Here is a 25,776-nt window from a genome sequence, read left to right as displayed (position 1 = left end):
CCGCGCGTGAAAACACCCGCACCCGAAACCTTCGAGGGCCAGATCCTGGCCCTCCTGCCCTCGCTCAGGCGCTATTCACGAAGTCTGACCCGCTCCGATAGCGAAGGCGAGGATCTGCTCCAGGACTGCGTCGAAAAGGTCCTGGCGCGCCGTTCGCAATGGCGCGGCCTGAACCTGCGCGGCTGGGCGCTGACGATCATGACCAATCTCTACCGCAACGCCCGGCGCAACGGCCCGCGCAATATGACCGTGGAGCTCGACGCGGCCGAGAGCCTTCCGTCGCCCGCTGTGCCCTCCGATCCGCTGGAGCGCGCCAGGCTGGAGGATGCGCTGAACGGGCTTTCGGAAGAAAACCGCGCCGTGCTGATGCTTGTGGTCGTCGAAGGCTACACCTACAGCGAGGTCGCCACTGCCCTCGATATCCCCATCGGCACCGTGATGTCGCGCCTGTCGCGCGCGCGCCAGCGGGTCGCCGAGAGAATGAAAGCCGATAATGTGATTACGCTTCGGAGACCGAAATGACCGAACCCAACCCGACCGTGACCGAAGCGGATCTGCATGCCTATGCCGACGGCCAGCTGCCCGAAGCCGAGCACGCCCGTATCGAGGCATGGCTGAAGGACAATCCCGAGGAAGCGGCAGCCGTCGCCGAATGGAAATCACAGAGCGCCGCCATCCAGAAAATGTTCGGCCCTTATGCCGTTGCGAAGCCCGATGACGCCCTGCTCGTCACACCGCGCAACGCTCGCCCGTCATGGCCGCGCCGCGCCGCGATCGCCGCCTCTATTGCCGCCGTATTCGCCGCTGGCGCGGTGAGCGGCCACTATGGCCCCGCACTGTTCGAAAAGCCGCAACTGCAGCTGACCGCCTCCGAGACCTTGCCGCAGCAGGCTCAGAACGCCTTTCTCGTCTATGCCAGCGAAGTCCGCCATCCCGTCGAAGTCTTCGCCAACGAGGAGGCGCATCTCGCCACCTGGCTCGGCAAGCGGCTGGCAATCCAGAATCTGAAGGTGCCCGACCTGCAGACGCTGGGGTTCCACTTGGTCGGCGGCCGCCTGCTGCCTGTCGACGGCAAGCCGGGCGCGATGTTCATGTATGAAGATCAGGGCGGCGAACGTCTGACGGTTCTGGTCGGCCGCAATGCCGGCAACCACACCACCAGCTTCCGCTTCGCCTCTGCGGATAATCTCGAGACCTTTTACTGGATCGATGGCGAGCTCGGCTATGCCGTGACCGGCGAGATTTCCCGCGACCAGCTGCGCCAGGTGGCCGAGGAATGCTACCGGCAATTCCCGTCCTAGCGCAGCGGATCGTTGGCAAGCTCGATCGGCCTGCCGTGCGGCGTCGCCTCGGCGGCACGCTGCCAGCTCCGCTGCAGCGACAGGATCGTCTCGCCGTCGGCGACGCCCTTGCTAGCGAGGATCTGCGAGAGTGCCGCCACCCAGCAGTCGAAATAGTCGCTGCCATCGATGGCGCGGCCGGGCTGGTGCAGCTCGGCAGAGAGCGTCTGCGCCCATTCGCTCCAGGTGAACAGTCCGCGCTGGTGCAGATGCACCGTCATCGCGAAGGCTTCGGCTGCCCAGGGTTCCGGAAAGACCGGATCGCCCTCGTCCGATTTCGGCAGCTGCGGCGAGTCCCGCAGCGGTGACACGTGATCACACTGGCTCAAGATAGCTCTCCCAGGCGTCGATCGAGACTGTCAGCGACGGGTCTGCGCCCTCGCCCCAAATCTCGCCGCCATCGAAGACAACGGTGTAGATCCATTGCGGGTTCTCGCCTCTTCCATGCGCATGATCATCAGGAAAGACGAAAAAGCCCTGCACCGCCTCGACGATGCCGGTCTTTGCCCGGGCATAGCGCGGCAGCCGCGTATGGGTCTCGGGATTGAAGTTCCGCGTCCGCACCCGTTGCCCGGCGGCGAATTTCGCGGGAGCATCGACCGGCCGGTCGCAGGGTGCGCCCTTGGCCAGCACACCTGCGACCATGTCGGCTTTCAGCACCCGTTTCGGCACCGCGCCGTCGTCACGCTTGTGGCCTTTGGCGATCTCGTCCTGTGCCACGAAGCCGTGGCGCTCCAGCAGCACTTCGAGCGCCCGGGTCCAGATCTCGTAATAGCTGACCGACAGGTAATCGGCAGGCGGGATGCGCTCGCGTGCATGGCGGCTTTCATCGATCGTCCAGGCGCCGAAGGCACCACACGAAAGCACGACGCCAAGTGCCCGCTTTTCCCATTCCGCATGAAAATACGGCTCGTTCGGCTCCGGCGCCACCGGCCCGAAGCCCATCTGTCCGCCGAGATCGTGCGGGCCGTTCATGCGCCGGCTCCCGGCGCGGCCGCAATACCGGTGCCGATCATCGCGTCGCGGCTGACGAGGTCGGCCAGCGCCTCCTCGCCGAAACCATCCGTGCCATCGGGGCGTTCGGGAATGACGAGGTAGCGGAGTTCCGCTGTCGAATCCCAGACGCGGATCTTCTTGTCTTCGGGCAGTGACACGCCGAATTCGGCGAGCACGCCGCGCGGATCGATGACGGCGCGGGAACGGTAGGCCGGCGCCTTGTACCAGACGGGCGGCAGGCCGAGCACCGACCACGGATAGCAGGAGCAAAGCGTGCAGACGACGAGGTTATGCGTCTCGGGCGTATTGAAGACGGCGCGCATATGCTCGCCCTGGCGGCCGGTATAGCCGAGACTGGCGATCGCCGCCGTCGCATCGCGCTTCAGCCATTCGGAAAATTCTGGATCGCTCCAAGCCTTGGCCACGACCCGCGCCCCGTTGCGGGGACCGATCTTCGTCTCGTAGGTCTCGACGATGGCGTCGATCGCTGCCGGATCGATCAACCCTTTCTCGGTCAGCACCGTTTCCAGCGCCCGGACCCGCGCCTGCATGTCGGTATAGCGGTTGTCGTGATGGTGGTCGTGCCCATGATCGTGGTCATGGTGATGGTCGTGATCATGATCGTGCAAGACGATGCCCTCCGCGATGTCGAACCCTGTTTAGGCCTTTGCGATCCAGCCGCCAAGCCACATCAGGCAAAACTCACTTCAGCATCGGCCAGAGGCTGAGCACCAGAAGCACGGCCATGGTGATGTTGAACCATTTGAGCCTCGCCGGATCAGACAGCCAGTCGCGCAGCGCCGAGCCGAAGCCGGCCCAGGTGGAAACGCTGGGCACATTGACCAGCGCGAAAGCCAGGCCGACGATCAGGACGCTGACGACATAGAGATCCGGGTTCGTATAGGTCGCCATCGCGGTCACGGCCATCACCCAAGCCTTCGGATTGATCCACTGGAAAGCCGCGGCCGACAGAAAGGACATCGGCGCAGTACTTGTCTTGCCCTCGCTCAGCGAGCGCGACGAACCAATCTTCCAGGCAATCCACAGCAGATAGGCGACACCGGCAAACTTCAGCACCGTGTAGAGCGCCGGAACCGTATGGAGGACCGCACCCAACCCCAGTCCGACGGCGAGCAACAGCGACAGGAAGCCGGCGCCGATGCCCAGCATATGCGGGATCGTCCGGCGGAAGCCGAAATTCACCCCCGAGGTGAACAGCATCATGTTGTTCGGCCCCGGCGTGATCGACGTCGTGAAGGCAAACAGCACCAGCGCTGCGAACGTATCCAATGGCATCGACGTCCTCCCGGAAGGACCGGCTTTTTGCGGCCCCTTATTTAGGTCAGCATAACTGTCCTAATTTTCCTGTTCCACCAGATCATTGTCACCGTGACAGGATTGCTTGAAAGATGGACTATCAGCGCAATCTCCTCAACTACATCAGGAAAGGCAGAGCCATGCAGGAAGACATCATCCCGGCCATCGCGTTCCCGGATGGCACCGAAGTCCCGGCCCTTGGCCAAGGCACCTGGAACATGGGCGAGCGCGCTTCCGAGGCCGACCGCGAGATAGCAAGTCTGAAGGCCGGCATCGAGCTCGGCATGGCACTGATCGACACCGCCGAAATGTATGGCGAGGGCGGCGCCGAGCGCATCGTCGGCCGCGCCATCAAGGGCCAGAGCGACAGGGTCTTCGTAACGAGCAAGGTCTATCCGCACAATGCCAGCCGCACCGGCACGATCGAGGCCTGCAACCGCAGCCTCTCGCGCCTCGGCATCGACCGCATCGACCTCTATCTGCTGCACTGGCGCGGCGAATATGCACTCACGGAGACCGTGGAAGCCTTCGAAGAGTTGATGGACGCCGGAAAGATCGGTGCCTGGGGCGTTTCGAACTTCGACACGGACGATATGGAGGAGCTTTTCTCGGTGCCGGGCGGCCGCAGATGCGCCGCCAATCAGGTGCTCTTCAATCTGGCGCGCCGCGGCATTGAATACGACCTCCTGCCCTGGTGCCAGAAGCACGGCGTCCCCGTCATGGCCTATTCGCCGATCGAGCAGGGGCGCATCCTGCACAATCCGGAGCTGATCCGTATCGCCAAGGCCAATCAGGCGACACCGGCGCAGATCGCCCTCGCCTTCGTGCTCGAACGCGACGGCGTCATCGCCATCCCCAAGACATCGAGCGCCGAGCGCGCTGCCGAGAACCGCGACAGCGTCACGCTCGATCTCAGCGATGAGGACTGGGCAGCGCTCGACAAGGTCTTCCCGCCACCCGGACGCAAGTCGTCGCTGGAGATGCTCTGACCGATCGTGGAAAAATGAAAACGCCCGGGCCAAAGATCCGGGCGCTCTAGACTTCCGCCGATCAGCGTCAGGCTTACATGCCCTGCGCCCCACGGTTCATCGCCGCAATGCCGGTACGGCAGACTTCGATGAGGCCGAGCGGCTTCATCACCGAGACGAACTGGTCGATCTTCGAGGACTTGCCGGTGATCTCGAGAATGAAGTGATCGACCGTGGCATCGACCACCTTGGCATGGAAAGCATCGGCAAGGCGCAGCGTCTCGGCGCGTGCATCGCCGGAGCCGACGACCTTGATCAGCGCCACTTCACGCTCGATCGGCCGGTCCTGGCCGAGTTCGCGGGCCCGCACCGTCAGATCGACGACGCGGTGAACAGGAACGATGCGTTCCAGCTGAGCCTTGATCTGTTCCAGAACCTGCGGCGTGCCACGGGTGACGACGGTGATGCGCGACAGATGCGCCTGATGCTCGGTTTCGGAGACCGTCAGGCTTTCGATGTTGTAGCCACGGCCGGAAAAGAGGCCGATGACCCGGGCTAGAACGCCGGGCTCGTTGTCGACGAGGACCGAGAGCGTGTGGCTCTCGGCTGCGGCGGTTTCTGGCGAAATGAAGTAGGCGGAACCGGTCGGCTGTAGGTGTGCGTTCATTGTCTTCTTCCTCTACTTCAGATCAAACGAGCGCACGGCCCTTGGCATCGATGGCATTGGCGACGGCTTCGTCTGTCGCTTCGTCCGGCAGCAGCATCTCGTTATGTGCCTTGCCCGATGGGATCATCGGGAAGCAGTTGGCGAGATTGGCAACGCGGCAATCGAAGATGACAGGCTTCTTGACGTCGATCATTTCCTGGATCGTCGCATCGAGCTCGCTAGGCTTTTCGCAACGCAAGCCAACGGCGCCGTAGGCTTCCGCTAGCTTGACGAAATCAGGCATCGCTTCGGTATAGGAGTTGGACAGGCGGTTGCCATGCAGCAACTGCTGCCACTGGCGGACCATGCCCATATACTGGTTGTTCATGATGAAGATCTTGATCGGCGCCTCATACTGGATCGCCGCCGACATTTCCTGGATGCACATCTGGATCGAGGCATCGCCGGCGATGTCGATGACCAGGCTCTCCGGATGGGCGATCTGGACGCCGAGCGCTGCCGGCAGGCCGTAGCCCATCGTGCCCAGGCCACCCGAGGTCATCCAGCGGTTCGGCTTCTCGAAACCGTAGAACTGCGCTGCCCACATCTGGTGCTGACCGACTTCGGTGGTGATGTAGGTGTCGCGATCCTTGGTCAGCTCATAGAGCCGCTCCAGCGCATATTGCGGCATGATCACGTCGTTGCTCTTGGTGTAGGCAAACGAGTTGCGGGCGCGCCAGCGGTTGATGTCGGCCCACCAATCGGCGGTCTGGCTCTTTTCCGGCTTGTTCGGCAGAGCCCGCCACAGGCGAACCATATCCTCGAGGATGCTGCCGACGTCGCCACGAACAGGGACATCGGCGCGGACGTTCTTGTTGATCGACGACGGATCGATGTCGATATGGATCTTCTTAGAGTTCGGCGAGAAGGCGTTGAGGCGGCCGGTGATGCGGTCGTCGAAACGCGCGCCGATGCAGACCATGACGTCGCAATCATGCATCGCCATGTTGGCTTCGTAGGAGCCATGCATGCCGAGCATCTTCAGCCAGTTCTTGCCGGATGCCGGATAGGCGCCGAGACCCATCAGCGTCGAGGTGATCGGGAAATCGGTGAGCTCGACCAATTCGCGCAGCAGCTTGGAGGCTTCCGGACCGGAATTGATGACGCCGCCGCCGCTATAGATGATCGGACGGCGCGCCGTCGCCATCAGCTCGATAGCGGCGTGGATCTGGTTCAGATCGCCTTCGAGCTTCGGCTGATAGCTCTTCTGAATGATATGCGCGGACGGCGGCGTGTAGGTGCCGGTCGCAAACTGGATGTCCTTCGGAATATCGACCAGAACCGGACCTGGACGGCCCGACTGCGCGATGCGGAACGCCTCGTGGATGATCGCCGCCAGCTGGTTGACGTCCTTGACCAGCCAGTTGTGCTTGGTGCAAGGCCGGGTGATGCCGACGGTATCAGCTTCCTGGAAGGCGTCCGAGCCGATCAGCGAGGTCGGAACCTGGCCGCTGAGGCAAACGAGCGGAACCGAATCCATCAGCGCGTCCTGCAGCGGCGTAACGGCGTTCGTCGCACCCGGACCCGAGGTGACCAGCATGACGCCGACCTTACCGGTGGACCGCGCATAGCCTTCGGCCGCATGGCCGGCGCCCTGCTCGTGGCGCACCAGGATGTGCTTGATCTCGTCCTGCTGGAATATCTCGTCATAGATCGGAAGCACGGCGCCACCCGGATATCCGAAGATATGCTCGACGCCGTTGTCCTTCAGCGCCCGGAGTACGATCTCCGCTCCCGTCATCCGATTGCTGTCTGCCGTCTGGTTGTCCGTGCCCGTCATTTTTCTGTTCCGTTTTGACTGCTGGGATTGAAGTTTGTGGTCGGCAAGCCTGAATTTCAGGCATAAAAAAAGGCCCCTTAGGGAGCCTGTCATCTAGCGCATGGGTGGCTACCGCCGGATGGTTACACCATCCTGCCCATGCGCTTTCCCACCACAATAAGAATTGCTGCTATTTTCATGGGCGCAATTGATAGACAGAAAATTTCGTAGCGTCAACGCCAGCCGAAATAAAAAACCGTCCTGCTGGAAAGCCTTTCCTACAGGTTCTCACCCTCCAGAATTAAGGGCCGGAACCATTTGTTAAAAGATAAATCATATCTTTGTCCGCTAACGCAGGGAGTAGGCCGTTGCGCAACAACGACTTGCAGACGTCAGGTAAAGCCGGCGAGCATGACCGCCGCGATATGGGAAAACGGGGAAACCGCTTTCTCGGCCGTGTCGTCGCGTGCAGCGGTTCCCGCACAACAATTGCCGCCATTGCCGAAGCCGGCGGCACTGATCTCACCGAACTCTGGTCTGTCGGACGGTTGATTTCGATCAGCGTCGGACGCAATCGCGTCGTCGCCCTCGTCTATCAGATGAATACCGGCTCCCACATGTGGGGTGAAGGCGAGGATAACGGCTTCAGCATCGAGGCCGAACTGCTGGGCGAAGTGCGCGTCGAAGAAGACGGACGCGAGGAGTTTTCCACCGGCATCTCGCGCTACCCGTATCTTGGCGCCGTAGCACACCGCATCCGCTCGGCCGACCTGATGCGGATCTACGATGCAGGCGTAGGTACCACTGCTGTCATCGGCAATCTGACCCAGGACGAAAGCATCGACGCGGCGATCCACGTGCCCTCGATGCTGTCGAAGCATTTCGCCGTCGTCGGCTCGACAGGCGTCGGCAAGTCGACCGCCGTTTCGCTGCTGCTCAACAAGGCGATCGAAGCCGATCCGAAGCTGCGCGTGCTGATCCTCGACCCGCATAACGAGTTCGCAGCCGCCTTCCCCAAACATTCCGTGGTCATCGACACCGACACGCTCGACCTGCCCTTCTGGCTGATGCGGCTGGAGGAATTCGCCGAAGTGGTCTTCCGCGGCCGTCCGCCGGTACCCGAAGAGCTGGACATGCTGCGCGACATCATGCCGGACGCCAAGCGCGCCTTCCGCGGCAGCGACAGCTCGCTGGTGCGCCGCACGACGGAAAAGAGCTCGATTACCGCCGATACGCCGGTTCCCTACCGCATGGCCGATCTGCTGGCGCTGATCGACGAACGCATCGGCCGCCTGGAAGGCCGCGCCGAAAAGCCGTTCCTGCGATCCTTGAAGATGCGCATCATCGCGGCGATCAACGATCCGCGCTATCACTTCATGTTCTCCAACAACACGATCTCCGACACGATCACCGAGACCGTGGCACAGATCTTCCGCATTCCGGGCGAAGGCCGCCCGATCTGCACCTTCCAGCTTTCCGGCATTCCCTCCGAAGTCGTGAACTCGGTCGCCTCGGTGCTCTGCCGCATGGCCTTCGAAGTCGGCCTCTGGAGCGAAGGCGCGATCCACATGCTGGTCGTCTGCGAAGAAGCACACCGCTACATACCGGCAGACCCGACGCTCGGCTTCGTGCCGACTCGCCAGGCCATTGCCCGTATCGCCAAGGAAGGCCGCAAATACGGCGTTTCGCTCGGGATCATCACCCAGCGCCCCGGCGAACTCGACCAGACGATCCTATCGCAGTGCTCGACGCTGTTTGCCATGCGTCTTGCCAACGACCGCGACCAGGAAATCATCCGCTCGGCGATCCCCAACTCGTCGATCTCGACGACAAGCTTCATTTCCTCGATCGGCAATGGCGAGGCCATCGCCTTCGGCGAGGCGATCAGCGTTCCGATGCGCATGCGCTTCTCGCGCGTGCCGGAACACCTGCTGCCAAAAGCCAATGGCGCCACGGCCAAACATTCGGACGATGATCCGGATACCGTCGACCTGCGCAAGATCGTCAGCCGTATGCGCGCCGTCAGCGGCGCTGCAGGGCCTGACATCTCATCATTCCAGAATAGCTTCAGCGCCGCGATGCAGAGCGACATGTTATTCGACGACGAGGAGCCGCCGGAAGGGCAGCCCTATCCGCAGCCGGTCACAGCACCCCCGATGTCGCCGTCCGATCCTTACCGGCCGGATATGCTGCCCCGAGCCTACGCATCTCAGGATCAGCAGCCCGCAGCCGCCGGATCGATCGACAGCCGTCTTGAAGCGCTGCGGCGCGAGATACGCCGCGAAGAGGCCAGCCAGCCCCGCGTGTTCGGCAACCAGGAACCGGCCCCGTCGATCCGCCGGGAGCCCGGAACATCGCCATTGCGCGAGAGCATTCTCAAGAAGCCGCTGAGCAGCCTCTACAAGAAGGACTGATTGCTTAGGCGGCACCCGAAAGCCGCACCCAGCTGTCGTCCATCTGATTGCGGAACCAGGTCATCTGGCGCTTCGCATATTGGCGCGTCGCAGCCGAGCCCTTTTCGATCATCTCGGCGCGAGTCATCTGGCCTTCGAACATCGCGGCGATCTGTGAAACGCCGATCGCCTTCATGATGGGCATGTCGGCCGTAAGCGCTAATGCCAGCAGCGCCCTCACCTCGTCCTCTGCACCCTGCTCCAGCATCTTTTCGAAACGGCCATTGATACGCTGATGCAGCACCGCTCGATCCGGCTGCACGATAATCTTCTTTGCGGCATCAGGATCGACGATGACAGGTCCGGCCTTCGCCTGTAACTCAGCGATCGACCGTCCAGTCGCCTCAAGCACTTCGAGCGCCCGGACAATCCTCTGGCCATCGACCGGATTGAGGCTCTCGGCCATCGGCGGATCCCTGGATTGCAAGGCCGCGTAGAGTGCTGCTGGCCCCTCCTCGGTCAATTGCTGCCTGAGCCGCGCCCGGATCGCATCCGGAATTTCGGGCATGTCGGACAGACCGCCGGTCAGCGCCTTGAAATACAGCCCCGTGCCTCCTACGAAGACTGGCAATTGCCCCCTGCTCTGTAGCTCGGGAAGCAGCGCCGTGACGTCGCGCAGCCAGGCACCGGTCGAATATGCCGCGCCCGCCGGCACATGCCCGTAGAGATGATGCGGCACGCCCTCCATATCCTCGCCGGACGGACGGGCGGTCAGCACCCGCAGCGTGTCATAGACCTGCATGCTGTCGGCATTGATCACGACGCCGCCATGCTGCTTTGCCAGCTTCACGGCAAGCGCGGACTTGCCGCTGGCGGTCGGCCCGGTTATCAGGATCGCACTCGTTGTGCTCAGAAGGTTTTCCATATGGCTCTCGTTGCCACGCTTGTTGCCAATCCGTCAAACCCCGTTCTGTCGCCGGCGCTTGCCGAGAAGGCGCATGACAGCATCAGCGGCGCCGGTCTCTACTGGCTGGCAGACGGAATTGCCTGCGACATCGCCCTTCGCGACGGCTCGAATGCAGGAGAGGCGGAGGCCGCGATCCGCGCTGTCATCGGCAGTGAGCCTGTGGATGTGGTGGTGCAGGAAGCCGAGACCCGCCGCAAGAAACTGCTGATCGCCGATATGGATTCGACGATGATCGGTCAGGAATGCATCGACGAACTCGCCGCCGAAGTCGGCCTCAAGGACAAGGTCGCGGCCATCACCGCCCGCGCCATGAACGGCGAGATCGCCTTCGAACCGGCACTGCGCGAGCGCGTGGCGTTGCTGAAGGGCCTGCCAATTTCCGTCGTCGATGATGTCATCGCCAAGCGCATCACGTTGACTCCGGGCGGCCCGGAACTGATCGCTACGATGAAGGCCAAGGGCTTCTACACCGCCCTGGTCTCCGGCGGCTTTACCGTCTTCACCAGCCGCATCGCCGCTACCCTCCGCTTCGATGAGAACCGCGCCAACCTGCTGCTCGAAGAGAACGGCACCCTGTCAGGCTTCGTCGCCGAGCCGATCCTCGGCAAGCAGGCGAAGGTGGATGCGCTGAACGACATCGCGGAAAAGCTCGGCATTTCGCCCGAAGAGTCGATGGCGGTCGGAGACGGCGCCAACGATCTCGGCATGATCCATCTCGCAGGGTCGGGCGTTGCCTTGCACGCCAAGCCGGCCGTCGCCGCCGAGGCGAAGATGCGCATCAACCACAGTGACCTCACCGCCCTGCTCTACATCCAGGGATACCGCAAGACGGATTTCGTCACGCCATGACCGAGACCATCCTCACGACAGAGCGCCTGATCATCCGCAACTGGCGTGAGGAGGATCGCGAACTCTTCCACGAGATCAACTCCGATCCTGACGTCATGGAATTCTTTCCGAAGCGGCGCAACCGCGCGGAATCGGACGAATTTTTCGAATATGCTCAAAGAATGATCGCCGAAACCGGCCTCGGCTTTTACGCCCTGGAACTGACGGCCACAGGCGAAACGCTCGGTTTCTGCGGCATCGTGCGGACCTCGCATGAGCCGGCGATCCCTGACGGTACCGTCGAAATCGGCTGGCGGCTGGCAAAGCGCCATTGGGGCGCGGGCTATGTTAGCGAGGCCGCAACGGCGCTGCTCCGGCACGGCTTCGAAAACCACGGCCTCACCGAGATCGTCGCCTTCACCGTCCCGCAAAACCGCCGCTCCCGCGCCGTCATGCAACGCATCGGCATGATCCACAGGCCCGAGCGCGATTTCGATCACCCGAAGGTCCCGGACACGGCGCCACAATTCATCCGCCATGTCCTCTACGCCATCAGCGCGCCCGAGCGCGGCTAAGCGATTTTCTGCCAAAATTGACGGTTGCCGCCTGAGTAAATCTCAGCGGTAATCGCTTGTCTTTTGCTGCTCAACACGCGCATTCGTTCGATTATTGAATTCTACAAAATTGTACGTACAATTATAGCTGAGGCGACCCGTGATCCGCTTTGAATGGGATGATGAGAAAAATCGCCTCAACAAGTCAAAACACGGCGTATCTTTCGAGATCGCAACACAAATTTGGAATGACGAGAACTACCTGCTTATCCCTGATGCTATTTATGAAGGTGAGCAGCGCTGGATAGCCATCGGTTCAGTCACGATAATGACAGTACTGATTGCGGTTCACACCAGCGTGGATGCCAGAGGCGTAGAAACAATACGGATCATCAGTGCACGCCGCGCAACCAAACACGAGAGGAAGCGCTATGAGCAATCGAGCTTTGACTGATCAGGAAACTGAGGAGTTGAGAAAACTCGCACAGCTCCCAGACGCAGAAATCGACACCAGCGACATTGCCGAAATCAGCGAAGAGCAGTGGCGTTTGGCGCGAAAGGGACACCTCTATCGGCCGATCAAACAGCCGGTGACGATACGTCTCGACGCCGATGTTGTCGCCTGGTTCAAGGATCATTCCGCCGGCCGGGGCTACCAGACCGGCATCAACAACGCGCTTCGCGAATATATCGCCGCTAACACGAAGCCCCGCTAAGCCTACTCCATCGGTACGGCGATAAAGCGCAGGTCGCCGTTGGCGGCGGCGATCATCATCTGGGCGTTGCGGCGGCCTTCCTGCTTCAGCGACTGAACCTTGGCGGCGACGGCATCCGGCGATTTCATGAATTCCTGGGCGACCTCGACGATCACGTCGCCGGGCTTCAGGCCCTTTTCGGCAGCAGCCGATCCGGGCGTCACTTCGGTCACCACGACGCCATCGACGCTCTCGGCGATGTTGAAGGTCTTGCGGATATCCGGGTTGAGCAGTGACAGCGACAGACCGAGCACGTTCTTCGGCAATGCCGCATCCGGCGCCACCTGACCCTGCTGGTCGGTCTGGCCCTGATTGCCCTTGGCATCCGGTGCCTTGTTCTCCGTGCCCTTGTTGTCGGGCGACGGTTGAGCCTGACCGCTATCCGGCTCGTCCATATCGTCGTTCTCGCCGGGATCGGGGTTGATCACGCCGCCATCCGAAGAGCCGCCGCTATCGCCGCTCGCCGCGGCAGCCTGATCGCTATCCTCGAGACGCCCGAGCGTCACCTTGACGGTCTGCTCCTTGCCGTCGCGGAGCACGAGGACATCGACTTCCTTGCCGACAGGGCTTTCGGCAACGACGCGCGGCAGATCGCGCATCTCGTTGACCGCCTTGCCGTCGAATTTGAGGATCACGTCGCCGGCCTTGATCGAGCCGTTATCGACTGGTCCACCCTTGATGACGCCTGCGACAAGCGCGCCCTTGGCGGCATCGAGGCCGAGGCTGTCGGCGACATCATCGGTCACCGGCTGGATGCGAACGCCGAGCCAGCCGCGCCGCGTCTCGCCATATTCGCGCAGCTGCGCCACGACACCCGAAGCGAGCTCCGACGGCACCGAGAAGCCGATGCCGATCGAGCCGCCGCTTGGCGAAATGATCGCCGTGTTGATGCCGATGACTTCGCCCTTCATGTTGAACAGCGGACCACCGGAATTGCCCTTGTTGATCGCTGCATCCGTCTGGATGAAGTTGTCATAGGGACCGGCATTGATGTTGCGGCCGCGGCCGGAAATGATACCGACGGTGACGGAGCCGCCGAAGCCGAACGGATTGCCGATCGCCATCACCCAGTCGCCGATGCGCATGCCGCTGGAATCGCCGAATTTGACGAATTTGAGCGGCGCCTTCGGCTCGACCTTCAAGACGGAAAGATCGGTCTTGGTATCCGTACCGATCAGCTTGGCCTTCAGCTTCGTGCCGTTGGCGAAGTTGATTTCGATGTCGTCGGCGCCTTCGATGACGTGATTGTTGGTGACGATATAGCCGGCCGGATCGATGACGAAGCCGGAGCCGAGCGAGCTGACATTGTGGTTGCCGCCGCCCTTGCCGCCCTGCTGCTTGTTGAAGAAGTCGTTGAAGAATTCCTGAAACGGCGAGCCATCGGGCGCACGCGGCGCCGGGCCCGCCCCTTCGTCGTCCTTCACGTTCTGCGATGTCGAAATGTTCACGACGGCGTCGAGAAGGCCTTCAGCAAGATCGGCGACGGAAGCCGGGCCATTCACCGGCGGCGTTCCCTGGGCTGTAGCGGAGCCAGCAAGACCGATATTGGCAAGAAGGGCAGCGCCGGCCAGGAGAGCGAGCGATCGTCTGAAGGTCGGGCGTGTCGTGGGGGCCATCAAGCTTCCTCATGTCGGGTCAAAGCGGCAGTCTGACCACCAACATAGGGCGGAATGATGGAGCGTGAAATCACCTTTTCGCGAAATCCCGCGCAATCTCAACTTAGCCCCTGAGAAGCCAGACAAAGGCGACGCCGAGGCCAATCGCGGCCAGCCCGAAGGCACGAATCTGACGCTCCGGAACCGACGGCAGAAGCTTCGACATCCGCACAAGAAAACGAGGGGCCAGTGCATAGACCAGCCCCTCGATGATGAGAAAGAATGCAAGTCCCGTCAGGAAATCCTGCATTCTTCTATTGTCAGTTTGCCGGTGCGGCAGGTGCTGCCGGAGCCGGAGCAGCCGGCGGTACCGACGGCACGCCGGTCGAGCTGTCGAAGTAGCGGAAGAACTCCGAATTCGGCGACAGAACCAGCGTCGTATCCTGCGACGAGAGTGCCGAGGAATAGGCCGACATCGAGCGGTAGAACTCGAAGAACGACGGATCCTTGCCGAAGGATTCGGCGAAGATCCGGTTGCGTTCCGCATCGCCCTGACCGCGCAGGATCTCGGAATCACGCTGCGCTTCCGCAGTGATCTCGACAACCTGACGGTCGGCGACGGCGCGGCGGCGCTGACCTTCTTCGTTACCCGAAGCGCGGATACGCTCGGCTTCGGCCAGACGCTCGGAGCGCATGGCGTTGTAGGTGTTCGGCGCAACCTCCGGCGAAAGATCGGTACGGCGGATGCGAACGTCGTCGATGTTGAGGCCGAGGTTTTCGGCATCGATCCGGAGATCGTCACGGATCTCCAGCATCATCGCAACGCGCTCTTCGGAAAGAGCGGCATTGTAGTCACGCAGACCGTAGACGCGGCGCAGCGACGAATCGAGCTGGGCGCGAAGGCGTGCTTCGGCAGCCTCGCGGTCACCCGAAACCGTTTCGCGGAAGCGGCGGACATCGGCGATGTTGTAGATGACGAAGGCGTCGACATCGAAGGTCTGGCCGTCCTGCACCTGTACGCGGATGTTATCGAGGTCGAGGCGAAGGGCCTGCTTCTCGACATACTGGACGCGGTCCGCATCCATGAAGGCGAACGGCAGCTTGAAATAGAGGCCCGGCTCGGTCTTGACCGACTGGATCTGACCGAAGCGGACGACGATCGCCTGCTCGCGTGCATTGACCACGAAGACCGACGAATAGACGATGAAGAGGATGACCGCGAGCGCGATCAGCACCGCGGGAAGTTTATTGGATGTCATGGCTCAACCTCCCTGCTGTGCCGGTTTGCCGATCTCGTTGAGCGGCAGGTAGGGTACGACCCCCTGCTTCTCGTCGATGATGACCTTCTTCGAATTCTTCAGCACCTGTTCCATCGTTTCCAGGAACAGACGCTTGCGCGTCACGTCAGGGGCCTTCGCATACTCGTCGTTGATCGAAGTAAAGCGCTGCGCTTCACCTTCGGCTTCCTTCACGACGCGGTCCTTGTAGGCGGCGGCGTCTTCGCGGATCTGAGCCGCCTCGCCTCGCGCCTGGCCGAGCCGCTGGTTGGTGTAGCGGTTTGCCTCTTCGATCGTGCTGTCGCGGTCGCGGCCTGCACGCTGCACTTCTTCGAAGGCATCGGAGACTTCACGCGGCGGAGCAACGTTCTGGATGGTCACGCCGGTGACGGTGATACCCGCCTTGTAGCGGTCCATCGTTCCCTGCACGATATTGAGAACATCGGTCTCGATCGGCTGACGGTTGCTGCGGAATGCGTCCTGCGCCGGACGGCGTCCGACGATTTCGCGCATCGCACTGTCGGAAACCTGCTGCAGCGTCTCTGCCGGGTTCTCGACGTTGAAGAGATAGGCCTTCGGATCGCTGACCGTGAAGAACACAGCGAACTGCACGTTGATGACGCTGCGGTCACCCGAGAGCATCAGGCCGCTCGAGGATGCAGAGGACGTGGCCCCGATATTCTGCTGCTGCACGGTAACCTTGACCGTTTCGACCGTTTCAAGCGGCCAGAAATGGAAGTGCAGGCCCGGCATCGAAACTTCCTGCTTCGGCTGACCGAAACGCAGTTCCACGCCACGCTCGTCCGGCTGGACGATGTAGATGCACTGGAAAATCCAGAACGCCACAAGGATCGCAACAACGATCAGTGCCACGCCGCCGTTAAAGCCGCCAGGTACGATCTTGCCGAGCTGATCCTGCCCGCGGCGGATGATGTCTTCGAGATCGGGCGGACCGCCCTTGCCCCCACCACCGCCTTTTGGACGGTTCGGGCCCTGCCCCCATGGTCCCTGATTATTGTTGTTACCGCCGCCGCCCCATGGGCCGCCGCCGCCATTCTGATTGCTCCAGGGCATCAAAACCTCTTTGTTCGTTGAACTCCCGATCGCATAATGCCCGCGGGGGCGGCAGACGGTAAGCGATTGTGACCGTTATAGGTATCGCCGCCCCTGCTTTCAACGCGACATGCAGGACTTGGTGTTCTTTCTTGGAAAATAATTCGTTATCAGCCGTTACAGCGCTCGTAGACGACGTAACGCGTCGGATAGTTGTCCTTTTCGCCGGCGGGCACGTCGAGTGTCTCGACCGGCTTCCACAATGACGCATCGATCGCAGGAAAGGACGTGTCGCCCTCGACCTCGGTCTCGACATGCGTGATGCACAGGCGATCGGCAATCGCCATCGACTGCGCATAGATCTCGCCACCGCCGGCGATGATGATCTCGCTGCCACCGCTGACGCGCGCCAATCCCTCGGCAAGAGTGACAGCCTCAGCAAGTGAGTGTGCCATGGTGACATCAGGGTGGTCGATCTGGGCCTGCCTGGAAATCACCACATGCGGACGACCCGGCAGCGGCTTGCCGCCAATAGACTCATAGGTCTTGCGGCCCATGACCAACGGCTTTCCCGAGGTCAGCGCCTTGAAGCGTTTCAGATCGGTTGACAGCCGCCATGGCATATCGCCGTCCCGGCCGATGATACCGTTTTCGGAAACCGCAACAACGATTGTCTTCACGATGCCAGACATAGCCGCCCCTCTGCACTGATTGCCGAGCGCGACACCTAACCGCTTCTCAAAAGGAAAGCTAGCCGACCGCCCGCCCGGCTATCGCCTGCTGCGGATGCGGATTGCCGAGCCAGATGACGGCGACGCGATCGCCCGTCTGCTTGGCAAGATACATGTAGTTGTCGGCCCGCTTGACGAAGGAAGCCGGCGTATCCGACGGCCCGAGCAGCGCGACGCCGACGGCCGCGCCGACTTCGGTAATGGCGCCGTCGATGGCGATCGGCTTGAAGATACGCTCCGCGGCGTCGTTGACCGTATGGCGCACATCATGAATGAGGACCGGATCGACCTCGATCAGAACCACGAACTCGTCGCCGCCGATGCGGGCGATGAAGTCGTTGGCCCTGAAACTGTCGCGGAAGCGGCTGGCAAGCGTGCGGATTACCTCGTCTCCAGTGCCGTGTCCGAGCCGGTCGTTGACCGCCTTGAAACCGTTGAGATCGATGAAGGCGAGCGCCATCGCCTTGTCGGCGGCACGCGCTGCTGCGATCTGCTCGGCAAGCGTCTCGTCGAAACAGGCCCGGTTCGGGAGCCCTGAAAGCGCATCGGTGCGCGCCGAGGCCCGGAGCGCCAGTTCGATCTCGCGCTGATGGCGCACGCGGGCCGAGACATCCATGATCACCTCGACATCGAAGGAGACACCGTCGACGATCGTTCTCTGCGCGGAAATCAACGTCGGGATGATCGTGCCGTCGGAATGGCGGATATCGACCTCTTCGAGAACATAGGCGCCCTCTTCGGCCAGCATGCGGTGGCGCCGGTCGCGTGCCGGGTTGTCGATCGCAGCCCCATCTGAGGTCAGCTTCTTGCCGCTGATCTCTTCCCACTTCAGTCCAGTCAACTTCAGATAGGCATCATTGACCTTCGCGTAGCTCGAGGTCCTCGTGTCGCTGGTGGTGATTGCCATGGCAATCGGCGCAAACTCGAACATGCGCATCAGCATCGACGAAAGAACGTCTGGAGGAAGGAGGTCAGTATCGTCCATAAAAGCCCCGGGAGCTTCACCTAAGCGGGCGAAAATAACCGAGATCTATTAAGATCTTACTGATGGAATGCCGCCGATTTTCAGACATTGCAGCAAAGTGACGTTTTCCGTCGCGGATGCGGCCTGTTCTTGCCTGAAGTTGCGAAGCCTCAAACGGCGATCGGCGCCTTGATGTTGGCGTCGGCGTCATAGCCGACGAGTTCAAAGTCCTCGAACCTGAAGTCGAAGATATCCTTCACATCGCGCTTGATCAGCATCCGCGGCAGCGGCTTCGGATCCCGCGTCAGCTGCAGCTTCGCTTGCTCGAAATGGTTGTGATAAATGTGTGTGTCGCCGAGCGTGTGGACGAACTCGCCGTATTTCAGCCCGGTCACCTGCGCCACCATCATCGTCAGCAGCGCGTAGGAGGCGATGTTGAATGGCACGCCGAGGAAGACGTCCGCCGAGCGCTGGTAGAGCTGGCAGGACAGCTTGCCGTCGGCGACATAGAACTGGAACAGGCAGTGGCACGGCGGCAGCGCCATGTTGTCCACCTCGGCCGGGTTCCAGGCCGAGACGATATGCCGGCGCGAATTCGGGTTCTTGATGATGCCGTTCACCAGATTGACGATCTGGTCGATATGACCGCCGTCGGGCGCCGGCCAGGAGCGCCACTGGGCGCCGTAGACAGGCCCGAGGTCACCGTTCTCATCGGCCCATTCGTCCCAGATCGAGACGCCGTTTTCCTTGAGGTATCGGATATTCGTTTCGCCTTTCAGGAACCACAGAAGCTCGTGGATGATCGAGCGCAGGTGCAGTTTCTTCGTGGTCAGGACAGGAAAGCCGTCGTCGAGATCGAAGCGCATCTGATATCCGAAAACGGAGCGCGTGCCGGTACCGGTCCGGTCGCCCCTGTCGGTGCCCTTGTCCATCACATGGGTCAAAAGATCGAGATATTGCTTCATGGCCGCCGGCGACTCCTTTTCCGCCAATATTTAAGCTCTTCCGGGCGTGAAACCAACCGGCGCCGCTGAATTATCCAGCCATTTCCGCACCGTCTGCGATGGTTCTGTGACGAAGCCTCTTCCCATGCTGCCAGGAAAACACTATATCAATCCTTGCCGGTCTTCGGACCGGATATGGCGATAAATGAGCGGTGTAATAAACCTATTGGACCCGGGGGCGGTACCCGGCGCCTCCACCAAAAACAGCCGGTTGGCGACTGCTTTTGATGGGGGCGAAATAGGATCGACAAGGGTGTAAAGATCGTCTTTTTGCTCGGCATGATACCGCCGTTATCGGGTCACAAGTGTAGTTGCAAACGACAACAACGCTAAGGAATACGCTCTCGCTGCCTAACGGCGGTGCGGGAATTCCGCTCCAAGTCCTCTAGGTTAGCCCCTTGAGGCGGGGTCCGAAGGCACCTGGCAACAGAAGCCTTCACCTTCTCCCTGCTATTGAAATCATGTATGCTTCTCATCAAGCATGACTCGGAGCGAGACTTTCGCAGGGCGGCCAGACATGGCATATATCCCTGAGAAAAGACTCCCGAACCAACGAAAGACAGGAAAAGCATGGGGCAGGACCACATCCGCTACGACATTCTGGCACAGGACGCGCTTCGTGGCGTCATCCGTAAGGTTCTGTCTGAAGTCGGAACGACGGGCCGCCTCCCCGGCGACCATCACTTTTTCATCACCTTCCTGACCGGCGCTCCCGGCGTGCGCATTTCGCAGCACCTGAAGAGCAAATATCCTGAACAGATGACCATCGTCATCCAGCACCAGTTCTGGGACCTGAAGATCACCGAATCGCTGTTCGAGATCGGCCTGTCTTTCTCCGACGTTCCGGAAAAGCTGGTTATCCCGTTCAATGCCATCCGCGGCTTCTACGATCCCTCGGTGAATTTCGAGCTGGAATTCGATGTGCCGCTGGCCGATGGTGAAGAGCTGCCCGAAGCCGAGATCACCGCCTATCCGGTTGCAGCCGAAAAGAGCGAGGAAACCCCGGCGGCGGCCCCTGCCGAAGGCGGCGAGGAAAAGAAGCCCGGTTCCGTCGTCTCGCTCGACGCATTCCGCAAGAAGCAGTAATCCGAAGGGAAGCAATCGCTTCCCTTTTTTCATTCCGGCCCATTTCCTTTACAGATGGAGGCACGCCGTGAGCGCCGAAATCGTCAATCTCCGCCAGTTCAAGAAAACGCAGGCCCGTTCCGAAAAGGACAGGCAGGCCGAGCAGAACCGTATCAGCTTCGGCCGAACCAAGGCCGAGAAGCAGCTGACTAAGGCGCTGAATGACAAGGCCGAAAAGACGCACAGCGATGGCCGGATCGAAAAGGACGGCGGCGAAGAGCGCTGAAAAGCCGCCTCACGCCAGCCATTTATGCTGGTCTCCTGAATCAATCTCTCAAGCACCGAAACCGGACGATGATCCGCAAGCATTCCGCAACGCTTCATGGCCACCGCACCAGCTTCTCGCTGGAAGACGAATTCTGGTCTGAATTGAGAATGATCGCCGCGGCCCGCTCGATACCGCTTGCCACCCTGATCTCCGAAATTGACGACGGCCGTGATTCCGAGAGCAACCTCTCCTCGGCATTGCGGCTATATGTCCTGGCATGGCTGAAGGCGCGGTAGATTTGGCGAGGTCGTTGCCGCACCCGTGGGCGCCCGGCAACGACCCCTTGATGGCTAGGTTAGCGGTAACCATCCAGGTTCATCTTATGCAATCTGCAGGCACATAAAACTTGGCCGTTTGTGCGAAGGGCACATCCTTCCAGCCAGCAGCATCGCTGAAAAGGAGAAGCTACTCCCGCCAATGCGTCTTCACCCACGGCGTAGGGCGTATGAAGTGCCGGAGGTGGGAAAACACGCTCTCGCCTCCACGAGACGTTCTGTTGACGATCCGTGAAAGATGCTCGCGCGCATTGTCGGCAGCGCCGTCCCGGTACTGCCCGGCTATCGCGTGTTCAGGCCGCAGCCCGCGCGGGAAGATCACCACTTTGGCTCCAGATGGCAGCCGGGGGCCGAAGAAATAATTGAGCGGTGTCGGCCACCGGCAGTCCTGCCGGAAATGCAGCACCCAGCTGCGCGGGAAGAACTTCGGACCTCCCGGCACGTTCTTGGTAACGAACCGCTGCTCGAAACGATATTCGTCGGCGATCTTTTGCGGATTGGCAAAAAACTTGTCCTGCAGAGAAACCAGCTTGCCGACCGGAAACCGGAAAAGCGACGTCTGGCCAAGTCTCTCGAACGGAGTCGTCTGATTTCGGGTCATGACCACGTCATCTGGGCCTCCGACTTCGAAGAAGGCATCGAGCGAGCCGACAATCACCAGATCGAGATCCAGGAAGAGGACGCTGCCTTTCAAGTTCCCAAGCGTCGGTCCCCAGAGGCGCGACTTGTTCCAGATCCCGGGCGTATTGACCGGCAGGCTCGGGATGTTGAGTGGCGGCAGATCCTCGCAGAGGATCTCGGGATGCAGTCCCTCGCGGCTATCCGTGAAGCAGGTGAAGGTAAAGGGCGGCGTGATGTTGCGCGCAACCATCGCATAGAGACGGTTGATATAGGCCGGGCCAAACATCGTGCCCCAGCTGATGCAGATGACCTGCTTCACGCCATTGCTGCCATCCAAGACGCCTGTCATTCCTGCTCCATAAGTCATCGCGCGAGTTTCCCGGTGCGTATCAACCTATCAGCATCCTGTGAAGACCGGTGAGAGCGAATTTAGGCATCCGCGTGGAACGGCAATCCCGATCCATTCTGATTACTGCTGCACCGGCACGCCCGGCAGCGTGTCGAAATTCAGCTTGTTGCCGCTGGCGGGCGGTACTGGATCGACAAGTTGCCCTTCGGCACGGCGCTGCGCTTCCGCGGCAGCGGCCGCCTTGGCGTCTGCAGCGGCTTTCGCATCCGCCTCGGCCTTTGCCTTGGCGTCAGCTTCTGCCTTGGCTCTCGCATCGGCTTCCGCCTTCTGCCGGGCAGCCTCCTCTGCAAGCGCTCTCAGGCGGTCTTCCTCGGCCTTGCGCTCAGCCTCGATCGCCGCTGCCCTGGCGCGCTCGGCGTCATTGAACTTGTAGAGGGCCACTTCGCGGCGCAGCCGCTGCTTTTCCAGTACGTTGGCCTGCAGCCGCTCGACGCGGCGGCGTTCGCGCTCGAAGGCGCGCAGCGACAGGTAACCGGTGATGTCGGTGACATCCATCGTCCGGCCGGGCGATGCCAGAAGGCCGGAGAAATCAAGCCGCAATGCCGGGTCGGCACCGGACAGCGCCTCGTTGCCGGGGTTGAGGCCGATATCGAGCGAGGCGTTCACCCGCTCCTGCGGCAGATCGATCTGCGCATTGCCGGTGACCTTGGCAAGGTCGTTGGCGACGGTGACGTTCTGCACGCGCAGCACGCCGTCGGTAATGTTGAAGGGAATACCCAGCGGCGGCAGCTTGGCCTCGCCGTTGTTCAGCAGCGTTTCGACGATCGGATGCACCTTGCCGGCGTTCAGTTGGTCCTTCATCGGATCGGTGGCCGACAGCAGCGGCGCAAGGATCGCAAGGTTCAGACCGCGCACGCTGGTGTCGCCTAGCCGAAGTTCGCCAGAGCCGGTCAGCGAACTCGCAAGCTCCGTCATCGTCTTGCCCGAGGCTTCCGAGCTCATCGATAGGCCGAACTTGCCGCTGGCAACCGGCGTTCCGTCACGCGCCCAGATCACACCGCCGAGATCGGCATCGGCGAGCGCCAGCTTGGTCTGGAAGAACCCGGTTCCGTCGGCATTGGTGAAGAGCATATTGCCGGAAAGCTTGCCGCCGTCCCAGTTGCCCTGCATGCCGTTCAGCTGCAACTCGTCGCCCTTGTAGGCAATGGTGCTCGAAAAATCGTTGATCGCGCCGGACCAGCCCGGCCAGAACTGTTTCGCCGAGAACTTCAGATTGACGTCGGTGTCCTTGAACACCGGCTGTCCGAGCCCCTGCGTCGTCAGATTGCCGGTCGCAGCATCGGTCATCGGCCCGTAGACGGTCTCGCCAAGCCAGATCGCATCCGCGCGGTCGAGCGCCAGGTCACCCGTCGCCGTGGTCTTGTCAGCCTTGCGGTCAACGGTCAGCCCGCCGGAAAACTTGTTGTCGGCGGCATGCCCTTTGAGATCGGCAAAGACGATCTTACCGCCATCGATGGTCGCCGTCGTCTGCAGCCCGAACGGCAGGCCGGTTCCGAGCTGCGGCAGCGCGATGCCGTTCATGATCAGGTATGGGTCGAGATCGGCGCTCTCAAGCGATATGCCGATCTGGCCGTTCATGAAGTTTTCCGGGCGGACATCGACCTTGCCGCTGGCAGTGAACGACGTCCGGTCGGTCGCAAAGGCCAGCGATGCATCGGCGGGATCCGAGTCGGTAACTTGAACCTTCAGCGACAGCCTGCCATTGGCATCGGCTTCGACAGGCAGCGGGTCGAGCCCGGCCTGGCCGAAGAGCACGGCCGTGGTCGCATTTTCAAGCGTCCCTTCCAGGCTGGTCGTTCCCTTGCCTGTCAGCGCCAGAAGATCGGACATCCGGTAATCGAGATTGACCCGGCTGCCATTCGAAACGCCGGCGAGCGTCAGCGTCAGCCCGTCGCCCTGATCGCCACCGAGCGTCAGCGCTCCGCGAAGCGCCGTGTTGGTGTACCAGGCGGCATTGCGCACCAGCCGGTCCATCACGGGATGACCAGGCAGATGCTCCTTCAGCATGGTGAAGAACGGGCCGGGGTCAGCCGATTTGAAGGTGATCTCGCCGGAGCCCTTGTAGTCGAGCAGTGAGCCTTCGGCGCGGCCGGTGGCAGTCAATTCCGCACCGGCAAAATTCTTCACCGCCAGTTTTTCGATCGCCAGTGCGCCATCGGCAATCGTGAAATTGGTCTCAACATTGGCAGCCTCGACGCCGAAAGCAGTAAACTTGTCGGCCTTCAGCTGCGCGGTGATCTTGTGATCGAGCACGTTGTCACCGGCGTCCTGGCCGGTGAACAGCCCGGTCAGCGCCCGCAGCGCATCGAGATCGAGCGCGTCGCCGCCGAGCGCCACGTTCAGCGATGGCGTCTGGTCCTTCGGTGCCAGCCGCTCCAGCCTGCCCTTCAGCGTTGCCGGACCAACGGCGATCTCCAGATTGTCGAAAGCCTGCCTATGGTGGGTCAGGCTGACATCCGCCGAGAAGCCGGCCTGCCGCAGCTGACGGATCGACGGATCGACGGAACCGGCGAGCCATGATGCAAGCCCGCTCGGCTGGTTGGATGCCACCGTCACGTGCCCGTTGAAGGACGGCTGACCACGCAGCGCAAGGCGCCCCGTTCCTTCCACCTGCGTGCGGCCGGGAAGCGTTCCGACGGCATCGTCGATCGTCCAGCCGTCGCCGGCCGGTTGCAGATCGAGCTGCACGTCGCGGATCGTCGTATCGCCGGCAACAATCGCCGGCAGCCGGACGCTCGCCTTTCCGGGCACCTGCGGGATCGGCACCTGGGCGACGATATTGATCAGCGAGTTGAGACGCTGCCGCGCCGAGAGCCCAGGATCGCGCGCCGTCTTGCCGCCGGCGCCCTGATTGCCGATCCTGTTGACGTCGATCTGCTGGCCATTGGCGATCAGCAGGAATTCCGGCGCGCTGCCGGTATCGAGTGTCGCTTCGCCTGTTATCACATAGGGATCGTCGGTCGAGCCGATTTCCAGCCGGTAATCAGGCACGCGGATGCGCTCGTTGGTCAGTTCGAAGCGACCTTTGACGCGAGGGGGCGGCGCGGTCTTGTCGCTCTTCGCCTGCCCGCGGTTCTCGATCGCCGCCGACATCGTGCCCTGATAATTCGGCTTGCGATCGACGAGCTTCAGCTCACCATCAAGATCGACGCTGACGGGGTGCTGATCCGGAACCAGCCGGGTGCGGACCTTCAGCGCACCGTTTTCGTCCGGCTGACCACTCGCGATCACGAAACTGCCATGCTCACCATCGAGCGTCGCATCACCGTCGATCCGCCAGGGACCGGCAAGCGATTTCGCTGACATCTCGGCATTGAGGCCGGTAATATGGCGCGAGCGGCCGGACTGATCGTCGATGAACTGCACATCGCCGCCACTGACATGCACATTTTCGAGTACGACTGTCTTGGCCGGGATCTCAGACTGGCTGCCGCGCGTCCAGTCCAGCGTTCCATCCTTCTGCAACCGCAGGCGCACCTTCGGATTGACCACCCGCATGTCGAAAATCAGCGCTTCGCCCGACAGGAAAGGCGCCAGCTCAGCATCCATCGAAAACTGCTCGACCTGCACGATCGGCTGTCCATCGGGCTCCTGGCCGACACGCACGTCATGCAGCGTCACTGACGGAAACGGCAGAAGCCGCGCATCGACGGTGCCATGCACGGTGACTTTCTTGCCGATGATGCGGCTTGCCTGATCCTCGAAATTCTTGCGGAAATCGGTCCAGTCGATGAATAGCGGTGCGAATAGCGCCACAACGAGCACTACGACGATCACTCCCCCTAGAAAGACGAGGAACCGGCCTATCAAATCAAGGATTCTCCATTCGGAATTCTGTTGCCGACACTACTGTTATTCATGCCGGTAGCAA

27 protein-coding genes and 1 other RNA gene are annotated in these 25,776 nt (G+C 61.5%); 12 read left to right on the top strand and 16 right to left on the bottom strand.

Annotated features, from left to right (window positions below):
• Positions 1-6: 6 nt before the first annotated feature.
• Together AC1DV9_RS05215 and AC1DV9_RS05210 are read left to right on the top strand one after the other, a co-directional pair.
• On the top strand, positions 7-522 hold the full coding sequence (locus AC1DV9_RS05215) for an RNA polymerase sigma factor (RefSeq protein WP_310294706.1): 516 nt from the start codon (positions 7-9) through the stop codon (positions 520-522).
• Positions 519-1,301: an anti-sigma factor family protein gene (locus AC1DV9_RS05210; protein ID WP_477946533.1), complete on the top strand. Its 783-nt coding sequence runs from the start codon at positions 519-521 to the stop codon at positions 1,299-1,301. Before AC1DV9_RS05215 ends, AC1DV9_RS05210 begins: the two co-directional genes overlap by 4 nt.
• Here the strand turns inward: AC1DV9_RS05210 and AC1DV9_RS05205 are convergent.
• From AC1DV9_RS05205 to AC1DV9_RS05190, 4 genes are all read right to left on the bottom strand, one after another.
• The gene (locus AC1DV9_RS05205; protein ID WP_477946532.1) at positions 1,298-1,669 is read right to left on the bottom strand and encodes a nitrile hydratase accessory protein; all 372 of its coding nucleotides are present in this window, start codon (positions 1,667-1,669) and stop codon (positions 1,298-1,300) included. The genes AC1DV9_RS05210 and AC1DV9_RS05205 overlap by 4 nt on opposite strands.
• Positions 1,656-2,315 carry a nitrile hydratase subunit beta gene (gene nthB, locus AC1DV9_RS05200; RefSeq protein ID WP_477946530.1) on the bottom strand — a complete coding sequence of 220 codons (660 nt, stop codon included), beginning with the start codon at positions 2,313-2,315 and terminating at the stop codon, positions 1,656-1,658. The genes AC1DV9_RS05205 and nthB overlap by 14 nt, the downstream gene beginning before the upstream one ends.
• Positions 2,312-2,965, bottom strand: coding sequence for a nitrile hydratase subunit alpha (nthA, locus tag AC1DV9_RS05195; protein ID WP_477946528.1), 654 nt, complete (start codon positions 2,963-2,965; stop codon positions 2,312-2,314). The genes nthB and nthA overlap by 4 nt, the downstream gene beginning before the upstream one ends.
• Positions 2,966-3,038: 73 nt before the next feature.
• A complete protein-coding gene (locus AC1DV9_RS05190; RefSeq protein WP_477946526.1) occupies positions 3,039-3,632 on the bottom strand; it encodes a LysE family translocator in 594 nt (197 codons plus the stop codon).
• Positions 3,633-3,793: 161 nt separating this feature from the next.
• Between AC1DV9_RS05190 and AC1DV9_RS05185 the strand changes: the two genes are divergently transcribed.
• Positions 3,794-4,642, top strand: coding sequence for an aldo/keto reductase (locus tag AC1DV9_RS05185; RefSeq protein ID WP_477946943.1), 849 nt, complete (start codon positions 3,794-3,796; stop codon positions 4,640-4,642).
• Between the two features lie 73 nt (positions 4,643-4,715).
• Here AC1DV9_RS05185 and ilvN read toward each other — a convergent pair whose 3' ends face one another.
• Positions 4,716-5,288: an acetolactate synthase small subunit gene (gene ilvN, locus AC1DV9_RS05180; RefSeq protein ID WP_112387039.1), complete on the bottom strand. Its 573-nt coding sequence runs from the start codon at positions 5,286-5,288 to the stop codon at positions 4,716-4,718.
• A gap of 22 nt (positions 5,289-5,310) precedes the next feature.
• Positions 5,311-7,107, bottom strand: a complete 1,797-nt coding sequence (locus tag AC1DV9_RS05175) for an acetolactate synthase 3 large subunit (protein ID WP_477946524.1) — start codon at positions 7,105-7,107, stop codon at positions 5,311-5,313.
• A gap of 347 nt (positions 7,108-7,454) precedes the next feature.
• On the opposite strand from AC1DV9_RS05175, the gene AC1DV9_RS05170 reads away from it, so the two are divergent.
• Positions 7,455-9,500, top strand: a complete 2,046-nt coding sequence (locus AC1DV9_RS05170) for an ATP-binding protein (protein WP_477946523.1) — start codon at positions 7,455-7,457, stop codon at positions 9,498-9,500.
• A 4-nt stretch (positions 9,501-9,504) separates the two neighbouring features.
• Here AC1DV9_RS05170 and miaA read toward each other — a convergent pair whose 3' ends face one another.
• Positions 9,505-10,404, bottom strand: coding sequence for a tRNA (adenosine(37)-N6)-dimethylallyltransferase MiaA (gene miaA, locus AC1DV9_RS05165; protein WP_477946521.1), 900 nt, complete (start codon positions 10,402-10,404; stop codon positions 9,505-9,507).
• Here miaA and serB point away from each other — a divergent pair, their 5' ends adjacent.
• The 4 genes from serB to AC1DV9_RS05145 all read left to right on the top strand — a co-directional run bounded on the left by serB (position 10,405) and on the right by AC1DV9_RS05145 (position 12,544).
• Positions 10,405-11,295 (top strand): phosphoserine phosphatase SerB, encoded by an 891-nt coding sequence (gene serB, locus AC1DV9_RS05160; protein ID WP_477946519.1) that lies wholly within the window; start codon positions 10,405-10,407, stop codon positions 11,293-11,295.
• Positions 11,292-11,849 carry a GNAT family N-acetyltransferase gene (locus AC1DV9_RS05155; RefSeq protein WP_477946517.1) on the top strand — a complete coding sequence of 186 codons (558 nt, stop codon included), beginning with the start codon at positions 11,292-11,294 and terminating at the stop codon, positions 11,847-11,849. Before serB ends, AC1DV9_RS05155 begins: the two co-directional genes overlap by 4 nt.
• A 139-nt stretch (positions 11,850-11,988) precedes the next feature.
• Positions 11,989-12,282: a BrnT family toxin gene (locus tag AC1DV9_RS05150; RefSeq protein ID WP_112515933.1), complete on the top strand. Its 294-nt coding sequence runs from the start codon at positions 11,989-11,991 to the stop codon at positions 12,280-12,282.
• A 16-nt stretch (positions 12,283-12,298) separates the two neighbouring features.
• The gene (locus AC1DV9_RS05145) at positions 12,299-12,544 is read left to right on the top strand and encodes a BrnA antitoxin family protein (protein ID WP_477946515.1); all 246 of its coding nucleotides are present in this window, start codon (positions 12,299-12,301) and stop codon (positions 12,542-12,544) included.
• A gap of 2 nt (positions 12,545-12,546) precedes the next feature.
• Here AC1DV9_RS05145 and AC1DV9_RS05140 read toward each other — a convergent pair whose 3' ends face one another.
• The 7 genes from AC1DV9_RS05140 to AC1DV9_RS05110 form a co-directional block, all read right to left on the bottom strand.
• A complete protein-coding gene (locus tag AC1DV9_RS05140; RefSeq protein WP_477946513.1) occupies positions 12,547-14,199 on the bottom strand; it encodes a DegQ family serine endoprotease in 1,653 nt (550 codons plus the stop codon).
• Positions 14,200-14,302: 103 nt separating this feature from the next.
• Positions 14,303-14,488: a DUF2065 domain-containing protein gene (locus tag AC1DV9_RS05135; RefSeq protein ID WP_477946511.1), complete on the bottom strand. Its 186-nt coding sequence runs from the start codon at positions 14,486-14,488 to the stop codon at positions 14,303-14,305.
• 10 nt (positions 14,489-14,498) lie between these two features.
• A complete protein-coding gene (gene hflC, locus AC1DV9_RS05130) occupies positions 14,499-15,437 on the bottom strand; it encodes a protease modulator HflC (protein WP_112515929.1) in 939 nt (312 codons plus the stop codon).
• Positions 15,438-15,440: 3 nt separating this feature from the next.
• The gene (hflK, locus tag AC1DV9_RS05125; RefSeq protein ID WP_477946509.1) at positions 15,441-16,529 is read right to left on the bottom strand and encodes an FtsH protease activity modulator HflK; all 1,089 of its coding nucleotides are present in this window, start codon (positions 16,527-16,529) and stop codon (positions 15,441-15,443) included.
• A 149-nt stretch (positions 16,530-16,678) separates the two neighbouring features.
• The gene (locus AC1DV9_RS05120; protein ID WP_477946507.1) at positions 16,679-17,200 is read right to left on the bottom strand and encodes a dihydrofolate reductase; all 522 of its coding nucleotides are present in this window, start codon (positions 17,198-17,200) and stop codon (positions 16,679-16,681) included.
• Positions 17,201-17,258: 58 nt separating this feature from the next.
• The gene (locus AC1DV9_RS05115) at positions 17,259-18,224 is read right to left on the bottom strand and encodes a sensor domain-containing diguanylate cyclase (RefSeq protein ID WP_477946505.1); all 966 of its coding nucleotides are present in this window, start codon (positions 18,222-18,224) and stop codon (positions 17,259-17,261) included.
• 149 nt (positions 18,225-18,373) lie between these two features.
• Positions 18,374-19,168 carry a thymidylate synthase gene (locus AC1DV9_RS05110; RefSeq protein ID WP_112387455.1) on the bottom strand — a complete coding sequence of 265 codons (795 nt, stop codon included), beginning with the start codon at positions 19,166-19,168 and terminating at the stop codon, positions 18,374-18,376.
• A 115-nt stretch (positions 19,169-19,283) separates the two neighbouring features.
• Between AC1DV9_RS05110 and ssrA the strand changes: the two genes are divergently transcribed.
• From ssrA to AC1DV9_RS05090, 4 genes are all read left to right on the top strand, one after another.
• Positions 19,284-19,648, top strand: a transfer-messenger RNA (tmRNA) gene (gene ssrA, locus AC1DV9_RS05105).
• Positions 19,649-19,777: 129 nt separating this feature from the next.
• On the top strand, positions 19,778-20,293 hold the full coding sequence (locus AC1DV9_RS05100; protein WP_112387028.1) for an SspB family protein: 516 nt from the start codon (positions 19,778-19,780) through the stop codon (positions 20,291-20,293).
• Between the two features lie 67 nt (positions 20,294-20,360).
• The gene (locus AC1DV9_RS05095) at positions 20,361-20,558 is read left to right on the top strand and encodes a DUF4169 family protein (RefSeq protein WP_112387027.1); all 198 of its coding nucleotides are present in this window, start codon (positions 20,361-20,363) and stop codon (positions 20,556-20,558) included.
• Between the two features lie 68 nt (positions 20,559-20,626).
• A complete protein-coding gene (locus tag AC1DV9_RS05090) occupies positions 20,627-20,836 on the top strand; it encodes a ribbon-helix-helix domain-containing protein (protein ID WP_477946502.1) in 210 nt (69 codons plus the stop codon).
• Positions 20,837-21,005: 169 nt separating this feature from the next.
• On the opposite strand, the gene AC1DV9_RS05085 is transcribed toward AC1DV9_RS05090, so the two are convergent.
• Both AC1DV9_RS05085 and AC1DV9_RS05080 read right to left on the bottom strand, forming a co-directional pair.
• Positions 21,006-21,845 carry a glycosyl transferase gene (locus tag AC1DV9_RS05085; protein WP_477946500.1) on the bottom strand — a complete coding sequence of 280 codons (840 nt, stop codon included), beginning with the start codon at positions 21,843-21,845 and terminating at the stop codon, positions 21,006-21,008.
• Positions 21,846-21,965: 120 nt separating this feature from the next.
• A complete protein-coding gene (locus AC1DV9_RS05080) occupies positions 21,966-25,715 on the bottom strand; it encodes an AsmA family protein (protein WP_477946499.1) in 3,750 nt (1,249 codons plus the stop codon).
• Positions 25,716-25,776 lie beyond the last annotated feature (61 nt).

It is taken from the genome of Rhizobium sp. 01L410 (assembly GCF_056400165.1).
Note: the sequence above shows the minus strand (reverse complement) of the source record. Positions and strands in the feature narration are given on the sequence as shown.